General features: G+C 68.0%; 27 protein-coding genes and 1 pseudogene. 5 read left to right on the forward strand and 23 right to left on the reverse strand.

Features of this window, described 5'->3' with window-relative positions:
* Nucleotides 1–29: 29 nt before the first annotated feature.
* Nucleotides 30–284, reverse strand: coding sequence for a hypothetical protein (locus tag EJK15_RS06625; RefSeq protein ID WP_138709480.1), 255 nt, complete (start codon nucleotides 282–284; stop codon nucleotides 30–32).
* Nucleotides 281–721 carry a hypothetical protein gene (locus EJK15_RS06630; protein ID WP_138709481.1) on the reverse strand — a complete coding sequence of 147 codons (441 nt, stop codon included), beginning with the start codon at nucleotides 719–721 and terminating at the stop codon, nucleotides 281–283. Before EJK15_RS06630 ends, EJK15_RS06625 begins: the two co-directional genes overlap by 4 nt.
* A gap of 288 nt (nucleotides 722–1,009) precedes the next feature.
* On the opposite strand from EJK15_RS06630, the gene EJK15_RS06635 reads away from it, so the two are divergent.
* The 3 genes from EJK15_RS06635 to EJK15_RS06645 are packed head-to-tail and all read left to right on the forward strand — an operon-like array spanning nucleotide 1,010 to nucleotide 2,918.
* Nucleotides 1,010–1,708, forward strand: coding sequence for a GntR family transcriptional regulator (locus EJK15_RS06635; protein WP_138709482.1), 699 nt, complete (start codon nucleotides 1,010–1,012; stop codon nucleotides 1,706–1,708).
* Between the two features lie 56 nt (nucleotides 1,709–1,764).
* Nucleotides 1,765–2,136, forward strand: a complete 372-nt coding sequence (locus EJK15_RS06640) for a hypothetical protein (protein WP_138709483.1) — start codon at nucleotides 1,765–1,767, stop codon at nucleotides 2,134–2,136.
* Nucleotides 2,137–2,183: 47 nt separating this feature from the next.
* Complete coding sequence (locus EJK15_RS06645) at nucleotides 2,184–2,918, forward strand: GntR family transcriptional regulator (protein ID WP_138709484.1); 735 nt, start codon at nucleotides 2,184–2,186, stop codon at nucleotides 2,916–2,918.
* Nucleotides 2,919–3,499: 581 nt separating this feature from the next.
* Here the strand turns inward: EJK15_RS06645 and EJK15_RS06650 are convergent.
* From EJK15_RS06650 to EJK15_RS06705, 12 genes and pseudogenes are all read right to left on the reverse strand, one after another.
* A complete protein-coding gene (locus EJK15_RS06650) occupies nucleotides 3,500–3,934 on the reverse strand; it encodes an NUDIX domain-containing protein (protein WP_206060696.1) in 435 nt (144 codons plus the stop codon).
* Nucleotides 3,909–4,772: pseudogene (locus EJK15_RS06655) on the reverse strand (phosphotransferase); the annotation flags it as partial. The pseudogene EJK15_RS06655 and the gene EJK15_RS06650, both read right to left, overlap by 26 nt.
* Nucleotides 4,751–5,551, reverse strand: coding sequence for a class I SAM-dependent methyltransferase (locus EJK15_RS06660; RefSeq protein ID WP_138709487.1), 801 nt, complete (start codon nucleotides 5,549–5,551; stop codon nucleotides 4,751–4,753). The gene EJK15_RS06660 and the pseudogene EJK15_RS06655, both read right to left, overlap by 22 nt.
* A 27-nt stretch (nucleotides 5,552–5,578) precedes the next feature.
* Nucleotides 5,579–6,088, reverse strand: coding sequence for a P-loop NTPase family protein (locus EJK15_RS06665; protein ID WP_138709488.1), 510 nt, complete (start codon nucleotides 6,086–6,088; stop codon nucleotides 5,579–5,581).
* A gap of 56 nt (nucleotides 6,089–6,144) precedes the next feature.
* Entirely contained in the window at nucleotides 6,145–6,975 is an 831-nt protein-coding gene (locus EJK15_RS06670; protein ID WP_138709489.1) for a radical SAM protein, read from the reverse strand.
* Nucleotides 6,972–8,027: a glycosyltransferase family protein gene (locus EJK15_RS06675; RefSeq protein ID WP_138709490.1), complete on the reverse strand. Its 1,056-nt coding sequence runs from the start codon at nucleotides 8,025–8,027 to the stop codon at nucleotides 6,972–6,974. The genes EJK15_RS06670 and EJK15_RS06675 overlap by 4 nt, the downstream gene beginning before the upstream one ends.
* A complete protein-coding gene (locus EJK15_RS06680) occupies nucleotides 8,024–9,742 on the reverse strand; it encodes a carbamoyltransferase family protein (RefSeq protein WP_240776807.1) in 1,719 nt (572 codons plus the stop codon). Before EJK15_RS06680 ends, EJK15_RS06675 begins: the two co-directional genes overlap by 4 nt.
* Nucleotides 9,743–9,748: 6 nt before the next feature.
* Nucleotides 9,749–10,705, reverse strand: coding sequence for a thymidylate synthase (locus tag EJK15_RS06685; RefSeq protein WP_138709491.1), 957 nt, complete (start codon nucleotides 10,703–10,705; stop codon nucleotides 9,749–9,751).
* A 28-nt stretch (nucleotides 10,706–10,733) separates the two neighbouring features.
* Entirely contained in the window at nucleotides 10,734–11,726 is a 993-nt protein-coding gene (locus tag EJK15_RS06690) for an NAD-dependent epimerase/dehydratase family protein (protein WP_138709492.1), read from the reverse strand.
* Between the two features lie 135 nt (nucleotides 11,727–11,861).
* Nucleotides 11,862–13,163 (reverse strand): methyltransferase, FxLD system, encoded by a 1,302-nt coding sequence (gene fxlM / locus EJK15_RS06695; protein WP_138709493.1) that lies wholly within the window; start codon nucleotides 13,161–13,163, stop codon nucleotides 11,862–11,864.
* Nucleotides 13,164–13,256: 93 nt separating this feature from the next.
* Nucleotides 13,257–13,535, reverse strand: a complete 279-nt coding sequence (locus EJK15_RS06700; protein ID WP_138709494.1) for a hypothetical protein — start codon at nucleotides 13,533–13,535, stop codon at nucleotides 13,257–13,259.
* Between the two features lie 289 nt (nucleotides 13,536–13,824).
* Nucleotides 13,825–14,130: a hypothetical protein gene (locus EJK15_RS06705; RefSeq protein WP_138709495.1), complete on the reverse strand. Its 306-nt coding sequence runs from the start codon at nucleotides 14,128–14,130 to the stop codon at nucleotides 13,825–13,827.
* A 235-nt stretch (nucleotides 14,131–14,365) separates the two neighbouring features.
* Here EJK15_RS06705 and EJK15_RS72635 point away from each other — a divergent pair, with 235 nt between their 5' ends.
* Both EJK15_RS72635 and EJK15_RS06715 read left to right on the forward strand, forming a co-directional pair.
* Nucleotides 14,366–15,718 carry a helix-turn-helix domain-containing protein gene (locus tag EJK15_RS72635; RefSeq protein ID WP_206060698.1) on the forward strand — a complete coding sequence of 451 codons (1,353 nt, stop codon included), beginning with the start codon at nucleotides 14,366–14,368 and terminating at the stop codon, nucleotides 15,716–15,718.
* 28 nt (nucleotides 15,719–15,746) lie between these two features.
* Nucleotides 15,747–16,223: a hypothetical protein gene (locus EJK15_RS06715; protein ID WP_138709496.1), complete on the forward strand. Its 477-nt coding sequence runs from the start codon at nucleotides 15,747–15,749 to the stop codon at nucleotides 16,221–16,223.
* 565 nt (nucleotides 16,224–16,788) lie between these two features.
* Here the strand turns inward: EJK15_RS06715 and EJK15_RS06720 are convergent.
* The 9 genes from EJK15_RS06720 to EJK15_RS06760 all read right to left on the reverse strand — a co-directional run bounded on the left by EJK15_RS06720 (nucleotide 16,789) and on the right by EJK15_RS06760 (nucleotide 24,358).
* Nucleotides 16,789–17,049, reverse strand: coding sequence for a holin (locus EJK15_RS06720; RefSeq protein WP_138709497.1), 261 nt, complete (start codon nucleotides 17,047–17,049; stop codon nucleotides 16,789–16,791).
* Between the two features lie 77 nt (nucleotides 17,050–17,126).
* Nucleotides 17,127–17,690, reverse strand: a complete 564-nt coding sequence (locus EJK15_RS06725) for a CHAP domain-containing protein (protein ID WP_338089850.1) — start codon at nucleotides 17,688–17,690, stop codon at nucleotides 17,127–17,129.
* 144 nt (nucleotides 17,691–17,834) lie between these two features.
* A complete protein-coding gene (locus tag EJK15_RS06730; RefSeq protein ID WP_138709499.1) occupies nucleotides 17,835–18,116 on the reverse strand; it encodes a hypothetical protein in 282 nt (93 codons plus the stop codon).
* A gap of 8 nt (nucleotides 18,117–18,124) precedes the next feature.
* On the reverse strand, nucleotides 18,125–18,466 hold the full coding sequence (locus tag EJK15_RS06735) for a hypothetical protein (protein ID WP_138709500.1): 342 nt from the start codon (nucleotides 18,464–18,466) through the stop codon (nucleotides 18,125–18,127).
* Nucleotides 18,463–18,861 (reverse strand): hypothetical protein, encoded by a 399-nt coding sequence (locus EJK15_RS06740; RefSeq protein ID WP_138709501.1) that lies wholly within the window; start codon nucleotides 18,859–18,861, stop codon nucleotides 18,463–18,465. The genes EJK15_RS06735 and EJK15_RS06740 overlap by 4 nt, the downstream gene beginning before the upstream one ends.
* Before the next feature lie 40 nt (nucleotides 18,862–18,901).
* Complete coding sequence (locus tag EJK15_RS06745) at nucleotides 18,902–19,498, reverse strand: hypothetical protein (RefSeq protein ID WP_138709502.1); 597 nt, start codon at nucleotides 19,496–19,498, stop codon at nucleotides 18,902–18,904.
* On the reverse strand, nucleotides 19,498–22,356 hold the full coding sequence (locus EJK15_RS06750) for a fibronectin type III domain-containing protein (RefSeq protein WP_138709503.1): 2,859 nt from the start codon (nucleotides 22,354–22,356) through the stop codon (nucleotides 19,498–19,500). The genes EJK15_RS06745 and EJK15_RS06750 overlap by 1 nt, the downstream gene beginning before the upstream one ends.
* A 14-nt stretch (nucleotides 22,357–22,370) precedes the next feature.
* Nucleotides 22,371–23,516 carry a hypothetical protein gene (locus EJK15_RS06755; RefSeq protein WP_138709504.1) on the reverse strand — a complete coding sequence of 382 codons (1,146 nt, stop codon included), beginning with the start codon at nucleotides 23,514–23,516 and terminating at the stop codon, nucleotides 22,371–22,373.
* 17 nt (nucleotides 23,517–23,533) lie between these two features.
* Nucleotides 23,534–24,358: a hypothetical protein gene (locus EJK15_RS06760; RefSeq protein WP_138709505.1), complete on the reverse strand. Its 825-nt coding sequence runs from the start codon at nucleotides 24,356–24,358 to the stop codon at nucleotides 23,534–23,536.
* Between the last annotated feature and the right edge of the window lie 8 nt (nucleotides 24,359–24,366).

A 24,366-nucleotide genomic window follows, 5' to 3' on the forward strand; every position in this document is an offset into this window, starting at 1 on the left:
CTAATGTGGTTTCGGTACCGCTGTCGCTTTTAGCGAATCAGGGGATGATCATGCAGAAGGCAGGGGCACGTCTGCGCGTGCTGGACGGCCACGAACGCGTCACCGGGCACTCTGGACGCGCCGCAGGCGAAGCACTCGAACAGGCCGATGGTCACCGGGGTCGGGCAGGTGTCGCGGCCGATCGCCTCCCACGCGACGTTCCCGTACGTGCGGATCACGCCGTGCCGGCCGTGCCCGAGCAGGTGACATGCGCCTCCGTCCGGGGATGCGTGCGGGGCGGTCACGCCGATTCCTTGCCAGACTCGGCTTTGCGGCGGGCCGCATCGACCTTCAGTCGGACTGCGTCGGCCTTGATCGCTTCCACCAGCTCCTTGACGGGCTTGGCCCGGGCGGATCCGAGGAGGCCGCCGCGCGCACCGTGCAGGCTGTGGATCGAGCCCCCGTAGACGTAGAGGGACAGCGCCTCCTCGATGATGGTCATACGCAGGCAGTCGGTGCGCAGCTCGCACGGCTCGCACAGGAGGCGGGCCTTGCGCCGGGTCAGGCCCTGCTCAACCCAGCGGTTGTCCTGGCTGCCGACACAGATGCCGCCCTCGTTGACTTTCTCGGCCAGAGTGCGGACCTCGGCGCGTAGCTGATGTTCCAGCGGCGGGGGCGGTGTGGGCGGCTTGACGGTCTCGCGGTCGGCGGTCGTGTCGCACGGTGTCATGGTGGTGCTCATCGGTCACCTGATTTCTGTCGCAAGGAGAAGGTGTCGATGCGGCGGCCCCCGGATCACTCTCAGGCCGCTGGCTTTTACCGGGGATTTCTGGCGGAAGGGCGCCAGGTGTAGTGGTGATCGCCCGCTATCCTGTTGGTAGGTTCATGGTAGGGCTACCAAGACCCTACCGCAAGTCGTAGATCTCTGCCGCGCCCTGATCATTCGCCCACGCTCCCGGACGGATCTTGGATGCCCCTAAAGTTGGCACCACAGGCCGGATGACCCGCCCGAGGAGCACATGGAGACTGGATGCCGATCCCGCCCGCGAAGGCCCAGGCCATAGCTGATGAGCTCGCCGAAGCCATCAGGCGAGGCGACTATCCGCCTGGAAGCTGGTTGCCCTCCGAACGAGATCTATCGCGCGCGCACCAGGCAGATCGGTCCACCATCCGCAACGCCATCGCTCTTGTCGCCGACCAGGGCCTCGTCACCCGTCGGCCACGGCAAGGCGTTCAGGTCTCCGATCCCGGAGCCCAGCACGCCCGCATCGCCTCCGGCCGCGAACCGGCCACCCTCTCCACCACCGTTGACGAGACCCACGCTGACGCCGAGACCGCCCACCGGCTCGGCGTCCCGGCCGCGACACTGCTGCTGCGGCGAACTCGAGTTCAGGGTGTCGCCGGCGACCCGCCCGTACAGATGTCGGTCACGTACCTGCCGCGGGAGGTCGTCGAGCTGGTGCCGAGCCTGACCGAGGTGGATACCGGGCCGGGCGGCATTTACGCGCGCCTGGAGGAGGCGGGCCGGCCCGTGGCCACGTTCGAGGAGGCCGTGACCTGCCGCCTGCCCAACAGCGTCGAGCAGGCGGCGCTCGCAATCGGCGCGGCCGAGCCGGTGCTGACGATCTGGCGCCGCTCCTACGATCGGCGTGGCCGCATTATCGACGTGACACACCTGGTGGTCGTGGGCAGCCGTCGAGAGCGGATCTACCGCTACGACCCAGCATGAACGCGGAGCCCGAGAATGGTTGCGCACCGCCGCGGCGGTGCCTCACGCTTGCTGGTATGTCGGCATGGCTGATGTCCGAGGACAGGCTACATCTGGTGCTGATCGACGACATCGCGTCGGTCGGCCTGGTCGTCCCCGGCGAGCCCGATCCGCGCAAGCACCCAACCAAGCGGCTGGCCCGCGCCCGCGAGGTTCAGCTGATGGTCGGCAGCCGCGCCGGCGTCATGATGTGCGCTGCGACGTGCCCCGGCGATGACGCGTTGTGGGCTCGGGCCGATCTGATGCACATACTGTCCATACTGAAGCGGACGGCTTCGGACGACGAGAACCTGTACGTGTTTGCGCCCGTATCGTGGCCGCGCAAGCGGCCGGAGCAGTTGTGGCAGGTCTCCCCCCGTATGCCAGAGCCGGAACTGATCCAGCACTGATCAGGAACCCCCGATCTAACTGTCTGTTTTCCGGATAACATGCTCACATGGTCCGCCATGAAGAGGTGTCCGACGACCTCAGAGCCAAGATCCTCGACGGAACCTATCCGGCAGGCAAACCACTGCCCCACTCCCAGCTCCTCGCCATCGAGCACGGAGTCTCCCTCAGCACCGTCTCTCAAGCGCTCGCAACTCTGAAGGCCGAGCAGCTCGTCATCCGCCACGCGGCCGAAGGGATGATCGTGCAGCCGCCGCTCACGGTGGTGGATCTCGTCCTGCATGGGCCGCACGGACACGGACCGCTGCCTTGGGCGAAGTGCTGCGAGCGCTCCGGAACCGAAGGCGCAATGGTCACCGGCAAGGTGGCCACCAGCAAGGCCGCCCCCGACCTCGCCGTACTTCTCGGCGTCGACGTCGGCGACGAGGTGATCACACGCAACCGTCGCGCCACCATCGGCGACACCGTGGTCCGCCTCGACGAGGCGATCTACCCCCACCGGCTCGTCCACGACACCCCGCTCACCAGACGCGGCCAAGTCCCGGGCGGCGTCTACCGAGCCCTCGCCAGCGCCGGTCTAGAGCCGCACAAAGTCGTGCGGCGCGTTATCGCCAACCGCCAGGCCACCGACGCGGAGGCCAAGGCTCTGAGGCTCGTGCGGCGCGCGCTCGTCCTCACCTATGAACAAGTGATCGCCGACCGCGAGGGAACGCGGATCGAACTGATGCGGTTCGTGGCCAACCCAGCCCGGATCAGGTTCGTGGACGAGCAAGTCGCTCTGTAGCTCTGTAGCGATGCGGCCGAGGACCGGGCCTAAGAGGTGGGTATCGCCACCTCGCCCACGACGGCGAGGTGGTTGGACTTCGGCTCGTCCTCCTGGATGACGCTGTGGCTGATCAGCGCCTTTCGCGGCCACGCAGCGTGTGTAGCGTCATGGCCGCGCGGGGGTCCACGGGCCGTTGCCTGAGCACGGGATCAACGGGCGCGTGTCGGTCAAAGAGGGTGCCACCGTAGTCCACGGCGACATAGGAATACCTCATGCTCGCCCGCACCTGTTCCCGCAGGTCTGATGGCGACCGCCGGCCCATCGTCCACGGGTTGGCACCGCCAGTGGGATGGTCGGCTCTACCGATGTTGAGACCCGGCTGAGGCGTTGCAGCAGCTTCTCCAACCACCGCCATCGAGGCTCGACGCCCGGGGGCACCCAGCCGTAGAAGCCCTCAGGAGAGGGAGGAGGAAGGGGCATCGCATTGTCCTTCGGCTAGGGACGAGCCGCGGGTAGGAAGGGCCGTGGGACGGCGCTCAGCGATCCGATGCCAGGCACGATGTGGCGCTTCTCAGGACAGCAGCAGCGTTTCTGGAGTATCAGGCGATGGAAGGCTGCCAGCCGTGGCGTGAGAAGGCGGGACCCCCGTTGCGGTATGCGGCGATCGCCTGCGCGTCCGGAGGGAACGCGGGATCGGGCAGTTGTTCAGCGTGGACCCACCGCGCCGTGAGGTGCTTGTCCGGCTCGGTGTTGACGAGTTCGCCCGTCCAAGCTGTGGTGGCGAACACGAACAAGACGAACTGCCCGGCTCCGTCCCAGCTCTGTTCTGCATGAACGACGTGGACGAGGTGGAGATCGACCGGATCGGCAACCAGCCCGGTCTCCTCCTTGAGCTCACGGGCTGCCGCGTCGTCGAGGGGTTCCCCAGGTTCGGCCTTGCCGCCGGGGATCATCCAGACGGGGGCTGGCACCCAGTTCGAGGCGGCTCGATAGATAGCGGCGATGGTGTCATGCTCTTGGTCGTGCACGATCACGCAGACCGCGTTGCGGCTGTTCATCACGGCGGGGTTCGCCATGGTGAGGGCTCCTTCCTCCATGGTGCAGGAGCTGTTTGATGATCCAGGGCGGCCGGACGGTATGCCAGCCGAAGCAGTATCCGTTGGTGTCCATGTACGGCGTGGTCAGGATGTGGTGGAACTCTGTCCATGCCGCGAACTGGCGGGCTGAGCATCGGCTCAGATTCCGGGCGTTCAGGTGGCTGTTGTAGGTGTCCAGGGCCTGCTGGACGATGTCCTCGTCGAGGGGGCCCGTCGTCATGGCGGTGGTGACGATCAGTTTGGCCAGGTCGTAGCCGAAGGGCGCCAGAGTGAGCGAGTCGAAATCGACGACAGTGATGGCCGTGCCGACGATGAGGAAGTTGCGCGGGTTGGCGTCCTTGTAGAAGGCGGCCGGTAGGTCGGCTGCTTCCTCGATCCAGGCGTCGACGGCCTCCGCGGTGAGGAGGGGCTGCGGTATCGCGTTGGCGGCAAGCAGCTCGTGAAGGCGTTCGCGGCGGTCCTGAGCGAACGCAGCGATGCTGACACCGGCCGTGGTGTGGGGTTCGTTCATGCGTGCCGCGTGGAGAGCGCCGGCGTAGGCCGCCGCGTGCTGGCGGCCGAGCAGGTCAGCCAGGTGGAGCAGGTCGCCGGGGCCGCCGTGTCTCCCCTGCAGGTACTCGAAGTCGATCTCTGTCGGGCGGGCGTCGACGATGGCCGGTATCCGGATGCCGGGTGTGGCGTGCGCGATCCACCGGTGATGTTCCTGGGCCCTCTGCCGGGCACGAGGGTTGGCGTACGCCTTGGTGAAGACCCTCATGAGCGGGTGGCCACCACGTAGGTGACGGTGGAGGTGGTCTCGAGCGGGCCGTTCCCGATGGAGGCTTTCAGCCGTTCGGCGATCTCGGCGGGGGTGCCGGGGAGCTCATATCTAGGAGTGGTGGCGGCATAGGCGGCGATGTGGTCGGCGTCGGCGAAGCGAAAGCGGTGCTCATCGTGGATGACCTGCTGAACCTGGAGGGAGCCGGCGACGATATCGGCCTGGTTGCGGCTGTGGAAGGTCGCATACAGGCTCGGCCGGTCCCCTGCGCCGGGGTCCAGGCCGCTGGCGGTGATCGCTTCGTTGAGCGTCTGGTAGCTGTCGGCGGATTTGGTGACCGTGATCGATATCCCGCCGGGGGCCAGGCATCGGGCGATCTCGGCGACCGCGGAGGCCGGGCAGGGCGAGTGGTAGAGGCAGAACGCGGCCACGGTCACCATGGCGCTGGCGTCGGCCAGGGCGATGGCGTGGAAGTCGCCTTGCAGGAACTCCACGCATCCGTGTCCGGCGAGCCGGCGTGCGGCCACGGTGAGCAGGGCTGCGGACTGGTCGAAGCCGATCAGGCGGGGTGGGGCGAGCCGTTGGGCCAGGGTGAGGGTGGTGGTGCCCCTTCCACAGCCGATGTCCACGACGGTGCCGCGCGGCCCGGTGGAGGCCAGGTCGGCGATGACGTCGGCGGGATGGCGGCCGGCGGTTTTGGCGCGTCTAAGCGCGGTGGTGCGTTGGGTGATGCGGGCGGCATCGCCGTACAGGTTGCTGCGGATGGAGTTGGGATCGAGGAACGGGTTGGCGGTCATGGGGCCTTCCCGGGGACGGGGGTCAGGTCATGTTGAGCCGGGGAGCCCGGCCAGGAAGCGGCGGGCGGCTCGGCGGCTGGTCAAGGTGATGACGCGGGCGTGGGAAGCGTGCTCGGCGATGAGGGCGCGGACCTTGGGCCGCATCTGGCGCCGGTAGCCGAGGACATAGCGGATGAAGCCCCAGTGGATGCGGTCGTACACGCCCTGCTCGGCGTGCTGGCCGCCGCGGTAGCGCAAGCGGCGCTGGAGGATGCCCCACAGGCACACAAGCGGGGGGATGTCGAGGAAGATCACAGTGTCGGCGTTCGCCAGCCGGATGTGCAAGGTGGAGGCGAAGTTGCCGTCGATCACCCATTGGGGCTCGGCGACAAGCTTCTCCTGGATGGCGGCGAACTCCTCCGGCGGCAGTGGATTCCAGTCATCGTCGTAGTAGACGGCGTCGAGGTGAGTCATGGGGGCGTCGATGAGAGCGGCGAGCCGGCGCCCCACGGTCGTCTTGCCGCTGCCGCCGCAGCCGATGATGGCGATCCTGTGCATGTCGTAAGAGGTTACCGAGGTGGAAGAGGCGCCGAGCCGTGGTTGCGTCGTGTCGTTCACGCGGTGACCAGGGCGGCGGCGTCGAAGTCGAATCGGACGGGGCGGCCGGGACCGGCGACCTCCGCGCACGACAGGTAGACGCGGCCATCGGGGGCGATCTCCAGCTTTTCGACGACATCGCTGGGCGCCGGGCACCGCTCCGGCAGGAGGATGTCGGTGTTCACCGACAGCGGCGCCAAGTCCATCCCGGTCAGCTGCTCGTGCAACTGCTGCGTCTGGTCCCAAGTGACCGGCGTGACACCGCTGAGGGCGGCGTTGCCGACCGGCCGGACCCGGTGCAGGTAGAGATCGCGGGCGCCCAGGTCGCGCAACCGCTCGGCGAGGGTGGGCACGGTCGCGATGTTGTCGGCGGTGAGCGTGCAGGTGGCGCCGATCCGCATCTGGGGGGCGGCCCAGGCGAGGGTGTCGAACGCCGCGTCGAAGGAACCGGGCCGGCGGATGCTGTCGTGGACGGAGGCGATGCCGCCGTCCAGAGACACTCGCAGCATGTCCAGGTGATCCGCGCACTGGGCCAGCATCGTGCGGCGTTTGTAGCCGTTGGTGCAGATCTCGGTCTGGTAGCCGAGCGCGCGGGCGCCTCCGAGCACCAGGGGCAGGCCGTCGAACAGCAGCGGCTCGCCACCCAGCAGGCACACCGAGCGGCAGTCGAAGACGCTGGAGAAGTAGGCGAGGGCGCCGATGGCCTGCTCGATGGTCACGGTGTCGGGCCGCTTGAGGTCCTCGCCGTGGTAGCAGATGGTGCAGGAGAAGTTGCAGCGAAACAGCAGCTCAAGGTACAGCTTGTCCACTCGTCTGATGCCGGGCAGGACGGACGTCGGGGTGTTCATGCGGAACCTCCTTGGAGCAGCGGCAGCGGGATGGGGGCGCCGGTCAGGACGGCGGTGATGGTTCGGATCTGGCGCGAGAGCCGGAACGGATCCAGCCGCTCGATGCACTGGGCGATCAGGTCGGCATGAGTCCTGCTTGCCGTGATGCGGGTCAACCTGGTGAAGGTGGCCACGAGGTCGGAAGCGTCCCAGATGATCAGCTCAGGGGGGACGACGCGGTCGGCCGAGCGCAGACTGGCGGGTGCGAGCGGCAGGCAGCCGGCGAGCACGGCCTCGAACAGCCGTTGAGTGAACTGGCCGCTGCGCGCATACCGGTCGGGAGCCAGCAGGACGGTCGCCACCGAGGCCCTGTAGGTGGCGGCGACCTCGGTGAAGGGGATGCGGCCGGTGAAGTTCACGTGCGGCCAGCGGCCGGTGTCGGTCCACTTTCCGGCCACCCGGTGGGCGACGTGGGCGGCGGCCGGGGCGAAGTAGGTCGTGAACGCGGTATCGCGGTCGTACTGATTGCCGATGTAGACGAGAGGCAGCGGCCGGTCTTCGGCGGCCAGTGCCGCAGGATCGGCCTGGTTGATGGCGTCGTCGGCGACGGGGAACAGCAGGCTCACCGCGCCGAATGAAGGATGCAGGGCTGGCTCACACACGGTGACGTGCCCTAGGGTGCGCAGCGGGTCGCCGGGCGGGAGCTGCTGGTCTTTGTCCCACAGCACGGTGAGGGTGGCGAGCTGGCGGGTGTAGTGATCGAGGAGCTGCTGTTGGCGGTGCAGGTCGCAGGTGTGGCCGGCAGCGCTGCAGGGTGTGGTGTTGCGGCCGGGGATGGGCCAGCGCCATTCGAGGAACAGGACGTCCACGGGCGGCAACCCGGCGTCCCAGGTGTAGGTGGCGGTCAGGTCGGTGCCGGCCTCGTCCAGGTCGCGGTTCGGCTGGAGGAACACGATCTCGTGCCCGGCGGCGATGAGCGCGTCCACGAGGACGCGACGGTGGCTTCGGCCGCCATCGGGGGTGTCGGTGACCCCGGGGCCGAGGAACCCCCAGAAGCTGTATCCGATCCTCATGACGCGGTCACCCACCAATCCTCGATGAGCAGCGCGTCCAGGCCGGATTCGGTCAGGCAGTCCAGCGCCATGTCCGGCGTTCCGCAGATCGGCTTGCCCTTGATGTTGAGAGAGGTGTTGATCAGCACGGGAACCCCGGTGATCCGGGTGAAGGCGACCAGGATGTCGGCCAGGAGCGGATTGTCGCGGGGGGCGAGGGTCTGTACCCGGGCGGTGCCGTTGACGTGAACGACCGAGGGAATCGTCTGACGGGCCAGATCGGTGACCGGAGCGGCCACCGACATGAACGGCGAGTCCTGGCCGAGGGTGAAGTAGTCCGCGGCGTGGTCGGCCAGCACCACCGGGGCGAACGGGCGAAACGGCTCCCGGAACTTCACCTTCGCGTTCAGCCGGTCGGCGACATCGGGCTCAAGGGGCGAGGCGAGGATCGAACGGTGCCCCAAGGCGCGCGGCCCTGCCTCCAACGCCCCGTGGAACAGCCCTACGATGTGGCCGTCGACCAGATGCCGGGCGACGAACTCGGCCGGGTGGTCCAGGCGCCGCGCGGTCATGCCCGGCCGTGGCTCGGGCTTCAGATGCAGTTCGGGGAAGTTTGGCCCGAGGTAGCAAGCGTTCGCGAGCCCTTCGGGCAGATGGCCGTGGCCGTCGAGGTAGACGGCTGCGGCGGCACCCATCGCGGTCCCTGAATCGCCAGGAGCGGGCGGGACGGCGACCTCGTCGAACCATCCCGATTCGATGATCTCTCCGATGCTGACGCAGTTCATCGCCACTCCGCCGCCCACGCACAGCAGCCGGACTCCGGTGCGGTCGCGGGCCAGCCGCGCCAGATGCAGCATCGCCTGCTCGGTGCGTTCCTGGAGGGCGGCGGCCAGGTCGGCGTGCACCGGAGCGATTTCCTCGTCGGGGTGCCGGGGCGGGCAGGTGAGCGCGGTGAAGGCGGGCGTCAGCCGCGGGTAGCGGCTCGACAGGACACGCAGGCCGACCAGCCGGGGGTCCAGCACGAAGCCGTCATCGGCCAGGCGGATGGCCTGGGCGAACAGGGAGCGGAAACGCTCAGGGTCGCCCAGCGCGGCCAGCGCCATGACGGTGCCCTCCTCATCGCCGCGGCGCCAGCCCAGATGTTCGGTGACGGCGCCGTAGACATAGCCCAACGACGCCGGGTCGTGGAGGGCCTGCACGATCCGGTAAGCGCACCCGTCACCGTTGCGGCGGGCGTGCCCGATGGTCGTGGTCTGCGTTTCGCCGAGGCTGTCGACGACGAGAACGGCGGCATCCTCATACCCTGACGCGGCGAAGGCGTACAGGCCGTGGGCGCGGTGGTGCAGGACCGGCTGGACGGCAGCATTCGGAAACTGGTCGGCCAACAGGCCCAAGCGGGTCCGGGTGTTGGCAGCGACCCGGGCGAAAGACCGGGCGCGCGGCAGAGCACGGCGCCGCGTTGCCGATCGCGTCAGGTGGCCGGCAGCGCCGCGGAGGGCGCGCAGGTAGAGGTTCGGGCGGAAGTTGTAGGCGACGATGTCGATGTCGGTGGGAGTTAGGTCGGCCTCGGCGAGCAGCCAGTCGATGGCCCTGGCCGGGTAGCTGCGGTCGTGCTTGATGCCGCTGAGCCGTTCTTCCTCGGCGAACCCGATCAGCTTGCCGTCTGCGATCAGGGCTGCAGCCGAGTCGTGGGTGTAGGAGCACATGCCCAAGACGTTGATGGGACGCATCGTCATGCCTGCTCACCCGGCCTTCGGCACGGGGGCGGGCATCGCGGCCAGCGGCAGGTGCTGGTCGCGCTGGTCGTACCAGGCGGCGAGCGCCTGCGGGAACAGCCCAGGCGCCGTGGTCTTGCTGCGTGCCTCGTCGCGCCGGCCAGCCTTCCACAGCCGGTAGCTGGCCAACACCGCGGCGAACCCGTCCCACACTGGGTGGCCGACCGGCTCACCCTCGATGACGTGCTTCAGCACCTGGTCGAAGTCCGACCAGGGGACGGCCAGCGGCTGCCAGCGTGTGGAGGCGGGAGCGTCGTCGGCTAGATCCCTGGCCGCGTCCTGGTGTTGGGCGTACAGGTGCAGGGAGTCGACGTGGTGGTGGTAGTCGCCGACGTCAACACCGAGCCAGCCGGCCATCAGTTCCTGCAGCACGGTAGCGGTGATCAGGTCGTACGGCAGGCCCAACCATGCGTCCTGGCTGCGCATGCTGGTGTGCATCTCCAGCCGGTTCTCGCGTACGTAGAACCGATATCCCAAGGTGCAGGGGACGTCCTTGTACCCGGCGGTGTCCCGGCAGGGATCGAAGATCTGGATGACCGCCCGCCTGCTTTGGCAGTCGTTCATGAGCTGCAGCCGTATGTAGTCGAGCTGGTCCTGGCTGTGCCAGCGGCGCAGGCGAGGCCCGTAGGCGCCCTGCAGGGTGCCGTGGTCGGTGAGGGCCCCCAGGCGGCTGTTGAAGTCGCAGATCCAGTTGTCGTCGGAGCCGGACAGGATCCACACGGTCTCCGCCGCGGCGAATGCCGGGTTGAGAGTGCGGGCCGGGAGCGCGACCATCCGGGCTGCCGGATCGGTCAGCTTGAGATAGGTGCCCATGAGCTCGGTGGTGGCCATGCCGCGAGGGGCCACGGGCCGGCCCTCGTTCAGGATCGTCTTGCTGGCGCGAGTGAACAGCTCGTTGGCGCTGTCGGCAGTGGTGACGAACATGATGGCTCCGTTGGGCAGAGGATGGGGGTCAGGCGCCGATGGGCTGCGCGGGTACGGCGAACGAGGCGTGTTGGCGGGAAATGCCCTCGGCCAGGGCTGTGCTGGGCGTCCAGCCCAGCAGGTCCGCGGCCTTGGAGCGGTCGGCGAGCGTGGCCTGCACGTCACCGGCTTGTGCCGGCTGCTTGGTCACCGGGACGGGCTGCCCCGTCGACGCCTCGATGGCGGCCAGCACGTCCAGCACGCTGACACTCGCGCCAGCGCCCACGTTGAGCACGGTCGAGGTGATGGGGGTGGTCGCTGCGGCGATGAGGGCGTGAACCACGTCGCCGACGTAGGTGAAATCGCGGCGTTGGGTGCCGTCGCCGTACAGGTCCAGTTGTGGGCCGCCGAGCGATGCGGCCAGGGCCCGGCCGATCAGCATGTCTGGCCGCTGCCGAGGGCCGTAGACGGTGAACAGCCGTAGTGCCACGGCTGACAGCCGGGAGTCGGGCTTGCCGGCGTGCGACAGGCACAGGTGTTCGGCGGCGAGCTTGCTGACCGCGTACGGAGACTCGGGCGCGGGGAGGGCGTCCTCCGTGATCGGTGTGCCGTCGGTGGTGCCGTAGACGCTGGAGGAAGAGGCGAACACCAGCCGGGGGACGCGAACGTTCTCGCAAGCGGTCAGCACGCGCTCGGTGGCGAACACGTTGCAGGAGCTGTAGTCGGCGAACTGCTCACCCCAGGAAGCGCGGACGCCGGGTTGCGCCGCGAGGTGGAACACCACGTCGGCGTGGACGAACAGGGCCTCAAGAGGGCAGGTCCTGAGATCGGCGGCCACGAACGTGAAGCTGGGATGCCTCAAGGCGCCGGCAAGGTTGCCCATCGCGTCAACATCCGCTTGGGGGCTGCGACGGTCTACACCGATGACCGTGTTCCCCGCAGCAAGGAGCGCATCCGCCAGGTGCGAGCCGATGAAGCCGGCCGCACCGGTGACGACCATGCGCGAGTGGATTGACCTGGGGTATGTGGGGTGGTGCTGCATGAAGGTCCTCCAAGTTCGAGGCGGTGAAGTCACTCGAATGCGTGTGCGGAGGCGGCTTTCTAGCGCGCGGCAGTGATGCAGCGGCGGTGACTGCAGTCGATCGCGTTCCCACTGCGGCGCGCTCTGGGCGACCGATCAGCCGTTGCGCGACGGCGCGGCGGCTTCCTCGACGTCGTTGTCGATGATCACGCCGGTCACGGGTCGGCCCGCGTCTAGCCAGCAGATCGCGACGTGAGTGTGCTTCTTGGCGATGACCACGCTCTTGGGCAGGACCTGGACAGGGTGGTCGATTGGCCAGACCGAGAACCGCGGGCCGGGTCCGCCGCGGTAGTCGCGGTCCCAGACCTGGACCTGCTCCACGATGGCCTGGGCAACCTTGCCGCCGTGGGAGCCGTAGCCGTGCGCGCCGAACTCGACGATGCCCTCGCCGGCCGGGCGGACTGACAGGTAGGCGAACGAGTCGTTCTCGACGGCCGCGTAGGGGAACCAGCGTCCGCCCTGCTCGGAGACGATCCCGGGGTCCTCCCCTTCAGGCGTGTTCACGGTGAGGTTGCAGAAGCCGGGCAGCGCTGTCGCCATCCATAGGGGCAGGTCGGGGAACGGCTCGGGGCGGCCCACGGTCACCCCCGACCAGGCTGCGGTGGTCTCGCCGGTGAGGACGCCGTCCAGCTTGGACGGGTCGGCGATGTTGCCGTCATCGAAGCGCAGCCCGACCTTCTCGCCTTTGAGGAGCCACAGGTGTTCGTCGTGCTGACCGGCGCCCTGCATTTTGACGAAGCCACAGACTCCCTGCGACAAGCTGACCAGGTGGTCGTTGGTGCGTTCGAGGGCCAGGGAGCGGGTGATGCCTTTCATCCGCAGCGGGATGACGATCCTGCCGCCCTTGGCGAGCTGCTCGCGCCAGGCCGGGGGGATGTCCCACGCGCCCACGGTGACCATGATCCGGTCGTATGGGGCGTTGGCCTCCCAGCCGTGTTCGCCATCAGCCGTGACCACCCGCACCTGCGGATACCCGGCGGCGTGCAGGCAATCCCTGGCGCGGCTGGTCACGTCGGCGTCGATGTCCATGGTCGTGACCTGGCCTGTCGGGCCAACCAGCTCCGACAGCAGGGACGCGAAGTAGCCTCCTGAGCCGATTTCCAGCACGCGCATTCCGGGGCTGATATCGGCCTGCACGAGCTGCATGGCCTGGATCTCGGGCGCGGACATGGTGGAGATCAGCGCGCCGTGCTCGCTGCGCTTGACTTCGACGATGTCCAGAGCGTACGCCGCCTCTGGTGCCACCTCGGGGGCGAAGAGGTGCCGGGGAACTGTGCGGAACGCGGCCTCGACCCGCACGGGGAGCGGGAAGCCCCACTCCTCGCATTTGGCCGCCACGGCGGTGGTCATGGCATCACGCAACGCGGCGGCGTCCTGGACGTCGTTGTCGGTGGTCACAGGTTGTGGTCCCCTCTTCTTGGGTGATGGGCAACTGGTCGATGGGGGCTGTTGGCGGGCCGTCCCGAGGGTCAGCCACGCCGTCCCCGGATGTCACACCGTGTACGCGCGGCGCCGGGGATTCAGGCGGGTGGCACGGAAGGGCCGGAGGATCGCCTCCTGACGGCGGAGCTCGTAGGCAAGGGAGTCGTAGTCCGACCGCTCCACGACCTCCACAATCCCGGCATTCCTCATAGGCGGGGTGATCTCCACGCATAGGCGCATCTGCCAGCACTCCCCACCCGCCTCATCCATGCCGCGAACGAACTCCCAGGCGGGATACATCCTGCGGAGAGCGGAGAGTTGCAGGTGGGCGACTGTTGTCGGGTTCATTGGTGATCACCGTGTGGGACTGTGGTCGATCTCTGCCGGTCAGTGGAAAGGCCGCGGGGCGGCCGCAGTTGGACCCCGCAGCCCACGGCCGGACAGGGGCTCCGTCGTGGGCTGCGAGTGGTAGGCGGCGCGGGCCAGGAGGGAATGGATTCCGATGGTGGGTTCAGCCCGCGCCGTAGCGCGCGGCCGGCAAGAGGAGTGCACCTCTCCGCGCGCCGGACCGCGCCAAGACGTGGCGTAACTTCCCCTCCTGCACGCGGGGCCGCCTGCCCGGCCACGTCTCGCTTGATCACCCGAACACCTCCTGAAAGATGCCGGGGGGAATGTGGACGACCATGGGAGGGTGCGCCGGGATGGTCTCAGCCACCGCCCGCAGCAGATCCAGGTCGACGGCGAGGACATTGCGCCACAGCTCTCGGAGGGTGTCGCCCGTCACCGGGGTATTGGCCTCCATGGCGTAAGCCGGGAACGCCCGGAACTTACGGTTCCAGGGCTCCCACATGACCTGCCAACGGCCAGCCCACGACTCCTGCAACTGCGCGGCCAGCCGCCGCCCCGTCTCGGGGCTCAAGCCCTCGGTCTCGCCGGCGGCCATATCGGAGCGATCCCTGTGCGATCGGCGTGTAGCGGCTCTACGCTTTCTCATGGGTCAGGACCTCGATTCCTGATCAAGGCCCCGAGCACCGGTGTTCGCGCACCGGCCGGGGCCGCCTAACTCCTGTGGCAGGTCACCGCCAGTGAAGTCCTGCGCGGACACGCCCGCCAGGCGGATAATGCGGAGAAGCATGCGGAGACTCGACTCTCCGCCCCCGGCGAACTGGTGCGTGCGAATGACCGGACGGCAACGCCCTGAGTGGGCGGTACGGCTCAAGGCCGAGCGCGAGGCCCGCAACTGGAACAAGCGCGAGATGGCCCGCCAGCTCCTGCGCGCGGCCGGGATCGAGCGCGGATCGGTGGATTCTCTCGCCCGCCAGATCCGCGACTGGGAGAATGGCAACCACTTCCCACGCGAATGGGCCACCACTTACGCGGTCGCATTCGGCATCGACGAGGACGAGCTCTTCGAGTCTTCTCCGTTCGTAGCGGATTCGGCCCTGCTGTGGGTGTGGGATCCAAGCGCGACGTCCGCGGCGATCTACGACACAACCATGCGTGATCTCATCCTTGACCGGCGCCAAGCCGTCAAAGCCCTGACCGTCACGGCCGGGCTGCCTCTCATCGATCCCGTCCAACGCTGGTTGTCGGCCGCCGCAGGCACTTTGCCCGACCCGCCGGCTAAGGGCCGAATCGGCATGGAAGAAGTTGCCCAGTTGGAGAGGGCGACCGACGTGTTTCGCACATGGGAGCACTCCTACGGCGGCGGTCTTGCGCGAAAGGCAGTGATCGGCCAACTATCCGAGGTCTCCGAGTTGCTCAAGGATGGCCTGCCCCGCCCTATCGCGCTGCGCTTGTTCGGCGTGATGGCCCGACTCGCGAAGATCGCAGCGAACATGTCGTGGGACTCGGGCCTACAAGGTGTGGCTCAGCGGTACTACGTACTGGGGTTGCAGGCTGCACAGCCCACGAAGGATCGCCGTTTCGGTGCGGGCATCCTGGCGTCGATGGCGCGCCAACTGCTGTACCTCGGCCGGCCCGGAGACGCCCTCGAACTGGTGCGGCTCGCCCTCGACGGCACCCGTACCAGCGAGATGGCACGGCTCCGGGCAATGCTGCACACCCGCGAAGCGTGGGCGTACGTCGGCCTCGGTCGCGTTGAGGCATTTCGTCGCGCCACAGGAACCGCCGAAGAGATGTTCGCCAACGCCAGTGGCGACGAAGGCACGTCCTTCAACGAAGCCGAACTAGCTGGAGTCACCGGGGGCCGATACCTGGACCTGGCACAACACGATCCTCAGTTCGCCGATGATGCCGTGATCTACATCAGCCGCGCCATCGACCTGCGCGCCCACTCTGCCGGTCGTAGCCTCGCCCTCGACTTTGCCGGGCTGGCGCACGCCCACCTCATCCAGGGCGACCTAGACGCTACCGTGGCCGCAGGGCGCGCCGCGGTGGACGCGGCTGGGCGCGTCTCATCTGACAGGGTACGCGCCCAACTCGGCACCCTGGAGCAGGCTCTGGCTAAGCGGTCGGCAGCTGGCGTCGCCGACCTGCGAGCAAGCCTGCGGACCGCTATGGCAAGCTAAACCAGAGACCTGAGCAGGAGAGGGAACCATGCGTATCGGCGTCACCGGCCACATGGACATCACCGAGGACACAAGGCGGCTGGTGTTCGACGCGCTGTGGGATCTCCTGCGCGAGCGGGCCAGCGATTCCCTTGTGGGCGTGTCATGTCTCGCGCGAGGCGCGGACTCGGTGTTCGCCGAGGCGGTGCTGTCGGTCGGCGGCGCGTTGGAAGTGGTTCTCCCCTCGCGAGATTACCGGGCCGCGAAGGTAAAGCCGGACCACGCCGATCAGTTCGATGCACTCCTCTCCCGCGCCTCGCGGGTGCTGATCATGGCTCATGATCACGCCAGCCGTGACGCTTACGAGGCAGCCAACGAGGCGGTCTTGGGCGGCGTGGATGAGTTGATGGCGGTGTGGGATGGAAAAGCGGGGAGCCGATCGGGAACCGCCGATGTGGTGGCCGCCGCGCGTGGGCGCGGACTGGCGGTAACCGTGATCTGGCCTGCAGGCGCCGCCCGAGAATGACCCTCTGCCGCAGAGCGCAACGCCCCGGCCGATCTCGCGCGCTCAGCCGCTATGCCTTTGGCCAGCATCAGCGGGCCGCCGAGGACTTCCGTAAGGCTATTGCCGAGCTCCCCGCCAGGTACCACCGCGACAAGGGCGTTTATCTCGCTCGGGAGTCGCTTGCCTACGTCGGTGCCGAAGAGCCAGAACAGGCCGCGCAAGTTGGACTCCAGGCGCTACACGTTGCCGACTGTCAAGGCGTCGAGCTGTTGACCACCCACGGAGTTGAAGTCGTGGAAATAACCGAGTTGGCTGACCTCGCTAGCAACGTAGGGATGCCGTCCGCGACCGCCTGATCTTGGCTCTGCGAGCACGTCGTCGCCCACGATGCGCCCCGTGACGCTCAAGCGGGCGCCGAGTACGCCATCCTCACGCGTCACCCCGCCGCCGTGTACTGCACCAGCTCGAAGGGGCTGCCGGGTGGACACGGCTGCATAGGCTCACGGCTCTGGATCAAGAATGACAAAAAGCCCCGTCCAACTCCCGAAGGAGATGGACGGGGCTCGGTCTGTCCCGGAGCGAAACGTTACCGCTGATCGAGCGGCAGGTCGGGCCGCGGAGTGTGCTTGGCCTTGTAGCCGGACACCCACGTGATCAGACCGGGCAGCAGGGGAATCGTTAGCGACTCCAGCCAGTCCGGCAGGAACGCGATGAGGTCGAGGTCGGCGTTGACCGTCTGCAGGACGGTCAGGACAGCGACCAGGCCCAGGTACGAGCCTGCCGCTGAAGCGGTGACCTTCCGCTCCACGAGCGGCTTGCTGTACTCGACAGGTTCGGCGTGCATCATGGTCCTCCCAAGGGGGTTCGAGCACGAAAAAAGGCCAACCCGGTCGGGCAGGCCATCATGATCATTTCGGGGCGGGGTCAGTCCACGCGCATCAGCTTCGGCCACGTCTTCGGGCCGCACTCGCCGTCCACCTTCAGGCCGGCCGCCTTCTGGAAGGCGCGCAGCGCGTCCTCCAGCGGGCCGCCGAACACGGTGTCGTCGATGGTGTCGTTCAGACCCATGCTGCGGGCGTGCAGCAGGTAGAACAGCGTTTTCACGTCGTAGCCGCGCGCACCGCGCTTCAGCAGGGGCAGGGTCTTCACGATCTCCTCCGTCCAGGACACCTCAGGCTTGGGTGCGGGCTTACTCGAGTACGCCGGATAGCCGTAGCCAGCGACCAGGCCGGAGCGCTCGCGGCGCATCACGCGGTTGGAGGTGTTTCCCTCGATCGTCACGATGGTGCCGTTCGAGCGGACCGACTCCACGATGCCGACGTGGTCGATCGCGGGGATGTTCTTGCTCCCCTGCCAGTCGAAGAACACGATGGCGCCTCGGCGCGGGGTGTGGCCCCAGCGGCCGTGGTCCTTGAACCACTGCGCGTGGCCGGCGTCCAGGCCGAGTCCCCAACGACGGAGATCAGCCCGGCCCGATCGGCCGCCCAGGCCAAGAACATGTCACACCACGGCTCATACGCCCACGACTCGGGCTTGTCGTGCCGCTCGGCCCACCAAGCGCCGAACTTCGTCCACCCGCTCCCGGCCTCGGTATAGCCGAGCTGAGAGCGGACGACGTCGAGCATGGCGTCATCAGGCTTCTTCGCCACCTTCCACCTCCTCCTCTGGACTTTCGTCCTCGACTACCGACCCCGGCGCCTGCGGCAGCCAGGACTGATCGGGGTCGAACTCGGTCACGTCCGCGTCCATCCACGGCCGCGGCGGTAGCTCGTCGTCGGGCATCACGTCCTCCTCGGTGAGGGTGTTGAGGGCCAGCCAGTCCGCCACGGTCAGCTTCAAGTCCGCGTTGGACAGGCGAATGGGGAGCACGGCGGGCACGATGAGCACGCCGTCCTCGACGGGGAACACGGTCACGGCAGAGATCAGCCTCGGGTCAGGCTGATCAGGGCGATGACAGCGCTGGCCACCGTGACCAGGACGCTGACGACGGCGATGATCTGCTTGGTCCGATCGGCGAGCTGCGTGCGCGTCACAGCCTCCCGCTCCACAGCGTCCAGACGAGCCTCCAGCGCGACGTACCGCGTCTCAGTGGCGGCACGATCCTGCTCAACCCGCTGCGCGAGCTCAGCGTGCCGGTCGTCGACCTGGTCCAGGCGCTGCAGGATAAGCGCGGTGGAACCGTTCGTTCGCTCGAACCCGACCTCGACCAGGCGCCGCAGCTCCGACAACGCGAGTGCCAGGTTCGGCACCTCCTCACTGGTCACAGCGGCACCGACTCGCCGTCCAGGTGGTAGGTGATGTTGTAGTTGTCGTACTTGCGCACTACCACGGTGCGGCCCTGCGCGACCATCGCCTGCGCGAACTCCAGCGCCGAGATCGGCTCGGTCTTGTAGCTGGAGATACCGATCGCCCGGTCCACGAAGGCGTACAGCAGCCAGCTCACCGACTGGCCGGCCGGGGCGTCACGCACGCACGTGAACCACGTGCGGTCTGATCGGTACAGCGTCTGCCCACCCGTGTAGATCGGGTGGCGATCAGCGTGGCCGTACCGGTAGAACAGCGTGCCCGCGTGGTCCACCTTGGCCAGATCCGGCCCGCCAGCGGGGTCGTCGCCGATCGGCAGTTCCATGTCGGTGTCGGGCGGCGTGAACAGCTCCATCAGGAATCTCCTCTGCGAGTTTGGTCATGGACGGGCAAGGTCAGACGGGTCTGCCCAGTTGCTCGGCCAGCTCGGCACGGCGTGCCGCGTAGGTGTCCAAGTCCGGCTGGAACACCTGCTTCAGCGTGTCCAGGCGCGTCTTGGCGTCCACGTCCTGCACAATCGGCTCGACCCCGTCGCCGGCCAGCGACACCGTGGCCAGTGTGCGGCGCACGCCCGGCGTGGGCTGGACGATTCGCACGAGGTGTTGTTCGACGTAGTCCAGGCGGGCGAAGTGCGCCTGCCGGGCCTGCTCGGTCGAGGTGGCGGTGAACAGCGTCACCGGCAGCCCGGCCGCAGTCGTGCGCACGAGCGTGGGCTTGCCCTGGGCCGCGCGGGCCTGGGCGATCGCGGCGTCTATCGCGGCCAGGTGGTGCCCAGCCGGGATGTGCAGCTGGAGCATGCACAGCCGCAGCAGCGTGTCGAGGTCGGCCGGGTCGATGCCGTACTCGGCAGCGTGGTTGGCGAACCCCTCCACCGGCAGGATGTAGCCGAACAGGCTCCCGTCCGGGTTCACCGTCATGATCGTCCACCGGTCCACCCCGTCCGGATGAACCCAAGAGTTGGCATCCACGATGGTCCGCTCGATGGCCGTCATCACTGCCTCCACGCCCAGAAATGGCAGTCGTGCAGCGACACGTTGGACGCCGCCGACTGCTTCCACCCGAATCCGGACGCCCCGCGAGCGTCGAGGATGTGCGCATACACCGTGGAACCGACGTCGAAGAAGTCGATCACGGGGAACATCTCGGTGGCGTAGGTGACGCCGTAGCCGACGCCGTACCCGGTGCCCGCGCCCGCCACCTGGACCAGGCCCCGCGCGAACGTCGAATTGCCGCCTGTCGTGCCCAGCCGCCCGATGAAGCGGACGAGCCCCTCGCGGGTGCAGTTCACCCCGGCCTGGACCATCGAATTTTGCAGCGCGTACAGGTCCGCCGACGCCGGCCGCAACTGGGTCATGCCTCGGTATCCGCTGCCGTCGGAAACGGACACCATCTGCATGGTGTCGTTGGTACCGGTCAGCGAGGACCACTTGTGGTAGGTGGTGACGTCCTCGTAGAGGCGGATCTCCGGGTCTGCTCCCGGCTCCTGATTGATCACCAGGCGTTTGCCGGTGGTGTTCACGGTGGAGGTGAAGCGGCCCACGATGTCCACGTCGCCGGTCGCCGCGTTGATGCCGACCGTCTGGGCGCCGCCGCTGTTGAAGACGCGGAACCCAGTGGTGTCGAGTTCGACGCGGGCGCCGGAGGTGGCCGTGCGGAGGGCGAACTGGCCATTCGTGCCCAGCGTCACGATCTCCTGGCCGGAGCCGGAGAACTGCCGCAGCCCGGCCGAGGACAGGTCCACCCGGGCGCCTGAAGGTGACCCAGCAACGATGCGGGAGGACAGCGTGAGCGTGGCCTCCAGCTTGCCTGCCGTGACCGATCCGGCCGCCAGCTTGTCCACGGTGACGGCGTTCGCGCGCAGGTGGCCTGCGTCGATCGCGAGGGCCTGGATCAGCGCGCCGGTGATGGTGTTGGCGATCACCTTGTCGGCGGCGTTAATCGTGCCGGGCTGGATGTTCGTCCCGGAGATCACTTCGCCGATCACGTCGGTGTTCACGAGCGGCGCGGTGGCGATCGTCATCATGGAGGACCGCTCGGACTGGTTGCCGGACCGGTCGAGCGCGGTGAGCCAGACTTCCCGGTCCGCGCCGTACGGCTGGTCCCCGATCACGATGACGCCCGCGCCCAAGAGGTAGTCAACCACCTGCGCGCTGCCCGGGTCAGGGTCGCTCGGGTCCTTCATCCACACGAGTACCCGGTCGAAGTCGATCGGCATCTGCTCGCCGGCAGAGCCGAGCCCGTCCCACGACACGTGGATCATGCCCAACCTGGTCATCAGCGCGGGCGTGGACGGCACCGGTGGCGGCGTGGTGTCGTCGGGGACGACCACGATCTCCTGCTCGGAAAACTCTCCGCGCACGGCGTCGGCGACGGCGCGCACCTTGAAGGCGTACTCGACGTTGACCCGCAGCGGCGAGTACGTCGAGGTCGTGTCGTCCACCACGACGATCTGGTGCCAGATCCCGCCCGCGTCGTTCTCCCGCGCGTACAACTCGTAGACGTCAACCTCGATGGCGACGCCGTTGACATCGGCGACCACCGGCGACCAGGTCGCGGTGATCTGCCCCCGCGCGGTGCCGGAATCGTCAAGGTACGCGGCCCCCTGCACGATCAGCCCTTGTGGCTTGGCCGGTGTCCGTCCGCCCGGTTCCGGCGCGGGCGTGCCCCCGGTCCCTCCGGAGCCGACGCCGCCGGCGAGGATCCCGGCCGCCTGCCGGGCGAGGCGGATCTCGCGTTCGATGAACCGGTCGTTGAGCACCAGGTTGCCAGAGATCGCGCCGTCATTGTCTACGGCCAGCGTGACCTGTCGCACCCGCAGCGCCTGCATCTGCCCGCCATCGCCCGGCGCCTTGATGAAGTCGCCCGGCCGGTAGTGCGCGAGCGGCAGCCAGCGTGCTGCCTCGACCCGGATGCCACGCGTGAGCTGAGCACGTTCGCGGCTGGCGCGCTCCAGCGCGTTCTGCCCGAGCAGGGTCGCCGTGCCTTGGTCGGCTACGCCACCCTGCGACTGCGAGGTTTCCCACCGCCCCCACGGCGCGACCACCGAAGGGTTGGTGACCTCGACATGGAGGCCCTTCTCGCCCCTGATCAGGATCGCGGTCGCGAAGTCCTCCAGGGTGCCAGTGTCGGGCGCCTCGTCGATATCGCGGCCGAATCTGAGATCGACCGGCCCGGCGCCGGTGGCGAGCTGGCGGCCCAGGACGGTCCCTTCGCGGTAGACGCGCAGTTCGCGGCCGGTCATAGTCCAATCGAGCACGCCCTGCTCGGACAGGTTGATCAGCAAGGTGAGCAGGTCGACGCCGGGCTCCAGTTCAAGCGTGAGCCGCTTGTTGACGTCCCACGCCTGCCCGGCGCTGTCGTGCGTGGACGTGAAGTTGATCACCAGTCCGGGCAGCGTGCCGCGGGCCTGACCTTCCTGTACGAGGGTGCGCAGGAGCGCGCCCGGCGTGACAGCCGAGAATTGCCGCTTGCCCTCGATCATGACACCGCCCGCGTACATGATCAGCTTGCGACACATCCAGGACCAGGCCGGGCACTCGTACGTACGCGTCCCTCCCGGGTCGGTGACGTCGGCGCCGCGCTTGATCCTGATGAACCTGCCGCCGTCCGGTTCCACCCAGAGCCCGCCCTCCACGGCGTACTCGACAGCGATCTCGACCGGCTGCTCAAGCCACGCAGCGCCGACACCTACAGCCGGATAGGTGACCTTCAGCGACGGGGTGTCGTTCAACGGCAGCCCGGCCTCGAAGCCGAGATGATGCGGCAGCGTCCCGAGCCGGCTGCCGTTCGGCTCGTGGGCCACCAGCCGCAGCGCGAACTGCTGCGCCTGGCCAGGAATAATGACTTGCACTACTTCCCCCGTCGTCAGGGCCGGGCGGACAGCGCGGCGATCTGCCGCCCCACCCGCAACTGGTAGTCCTCCCGCCGATCGGCCAGGATCAGATTTCCGGCGACGACACCGCGCGCGGACCGCGTGAGCGTGATCTGCCTGACCCGCATCGGCTCCAGCCCTCCGCCGTCACCAGGCGCGAGGATCATGTCCCCCGCCCGGTAGTCCCGCAGCGGCAGATGCCGCGCCTGATACATGGTGATCTCGCGTGTGCGTTGCACATGCTGCTGCACCCCGCGCAACACGACGGTCGTGCCGATGTTGTTGGCCGAGGTCGTCGAGGTGATGCCGACCTCGCGCACGCCCACCTCCCACCGGCCCCACGGCATCACGGCACCGACGTTGACGACCTCCTGCCGGATGTTGTTGTCACCGACGACGTACGCGGCCGACGCCATGTCCTCCAACGTGGCCACGTCAGGAGCGGCCGTCACATCGCGGCCGGCCCGCAACGCCACCGGAGACGCTCCGGTGGAGAAGTCGCGCAGCAGCGTCGTATTCGGCATGTATGCAGAAAGCTGGCGGGCGCCCGTCATCCGGAAGTCGATCAGCCCGTACGAGACGAGCCGCAGCAGCACCGCCAGCAGGTCCGTGCCGAGCGGGATGCCCATCGCCATTGGGTTACCCCAGGCCGCCGCCGATGAGTCCGTGGAGGAGTTGAACGTCCACGAGAACCCCGTCAGTGCTCCCCTGTTCACGGCGTCGTTCAACAGCGTCTGCATGATGAACCCGGACGTGGCCGTGGCGTTGAACACCCGCTGCCCGTTCGTAGGCTCAATGCTGGCGTTGGCGAACGTGACCGCCTTCTGCAACACCCACAGATAGCTGGGGCAATCGAACTGCCACACCCCGGCCTGGTCGATCTGGTCACCCTGCCGCTGAATCAGCAGGAACCGGCCCTCGGAGAACTCGAACCATGTGCTGCCGTCCGACGACCACTGCAGCCCGATCTCGCATGGCGTGGAGATCATGTCGGCGCCGGGCGCATTCATGCTGTACGAGAACTTCAGCGACGGTATGTCGTTGAACGGGAACGCCACCTGGATGTGCATCGGGTGGGCAAGCAGGCCGCGCCGGTCGCCGTTTGGGTCGACGGCGATCAAGCGAATGTCGAACGGCACCGTCGCCCCTTTCACGTTCACAGGTAGGCGCGGCGAGCCCGGACCTCGAGTGCGGACGCCACGGTGGTGCCGGACGCCGTACACGAGATCAGCACAGCCCGGCTGAACGGGTCGAGCACGGCCATTGCCGGCGTCAGGTGGATCCACCTGTTCGCGGAGAACGGCCCGAACACGCTGATCACGCCTGTCCGGTCCGTGCCCGTAGCCAGGTCCCACGTGTCCGTGGTGACCAGCGCGGCCCGCATCGCGTTCGCGTCGATCAGCAGCCGCTGACCCGCCGTCAACGAGTTTGACCCGGACGTGAGCAGGCCGACGCTGCCGCCGCTGGCCACGTCCGTGATCGTGATGTTGGTGGCCGGCCCCGTGACGCGGATCAGAGCGTCCGTGATGGGCGCGGTGGCCCCGGCGAGCGTGGTCACCACCTGGTTGGCGGCGTTCGCGCTGCCCGCCCAGGTCGTGACCGACTCGTCTCGCCAGTACACGCCGGGCACCTCGACCACCACTGTCAGCCGGGTGCGGGCTGCGCCTACGTTGATTTCAGGATCGCTCGCGGCCGTCACAGTCACGTCGGCAACCCGGACGATGGATCCGGCCTGGTAGCGCAGGCTCATGAGCCGGTTGCGGACTCCGAGCAGCGCCGTCAGGGCCTCAAGATTGTGCTCCATCTGCGGGTAGCCGCCGTCCGCGCCCGCAGGCGTCGCGCCCGTGATCACGAACGTCAGCGAGAAGCTGGTCGCCTCATGATCGAGGCCGACGATCGGCAGTTCGCCGGCGCGGCCCGTGACCGCGACGCGAACGGCACGGGCGCCCGGCAGCGGCCTGCGTTGCGTGCCGCGCTTCAATCTCCAGC

It is taken from the genome of Nonomuraea basaltis (assembly GCF_005893125.1).
Classification (GTDB): Bacteria; Actinomycetota; Actinomycetes; order Streptosporangiales; family Streptosporangiaceae; genus Nonomuraea; species Nonomuraea basaltis.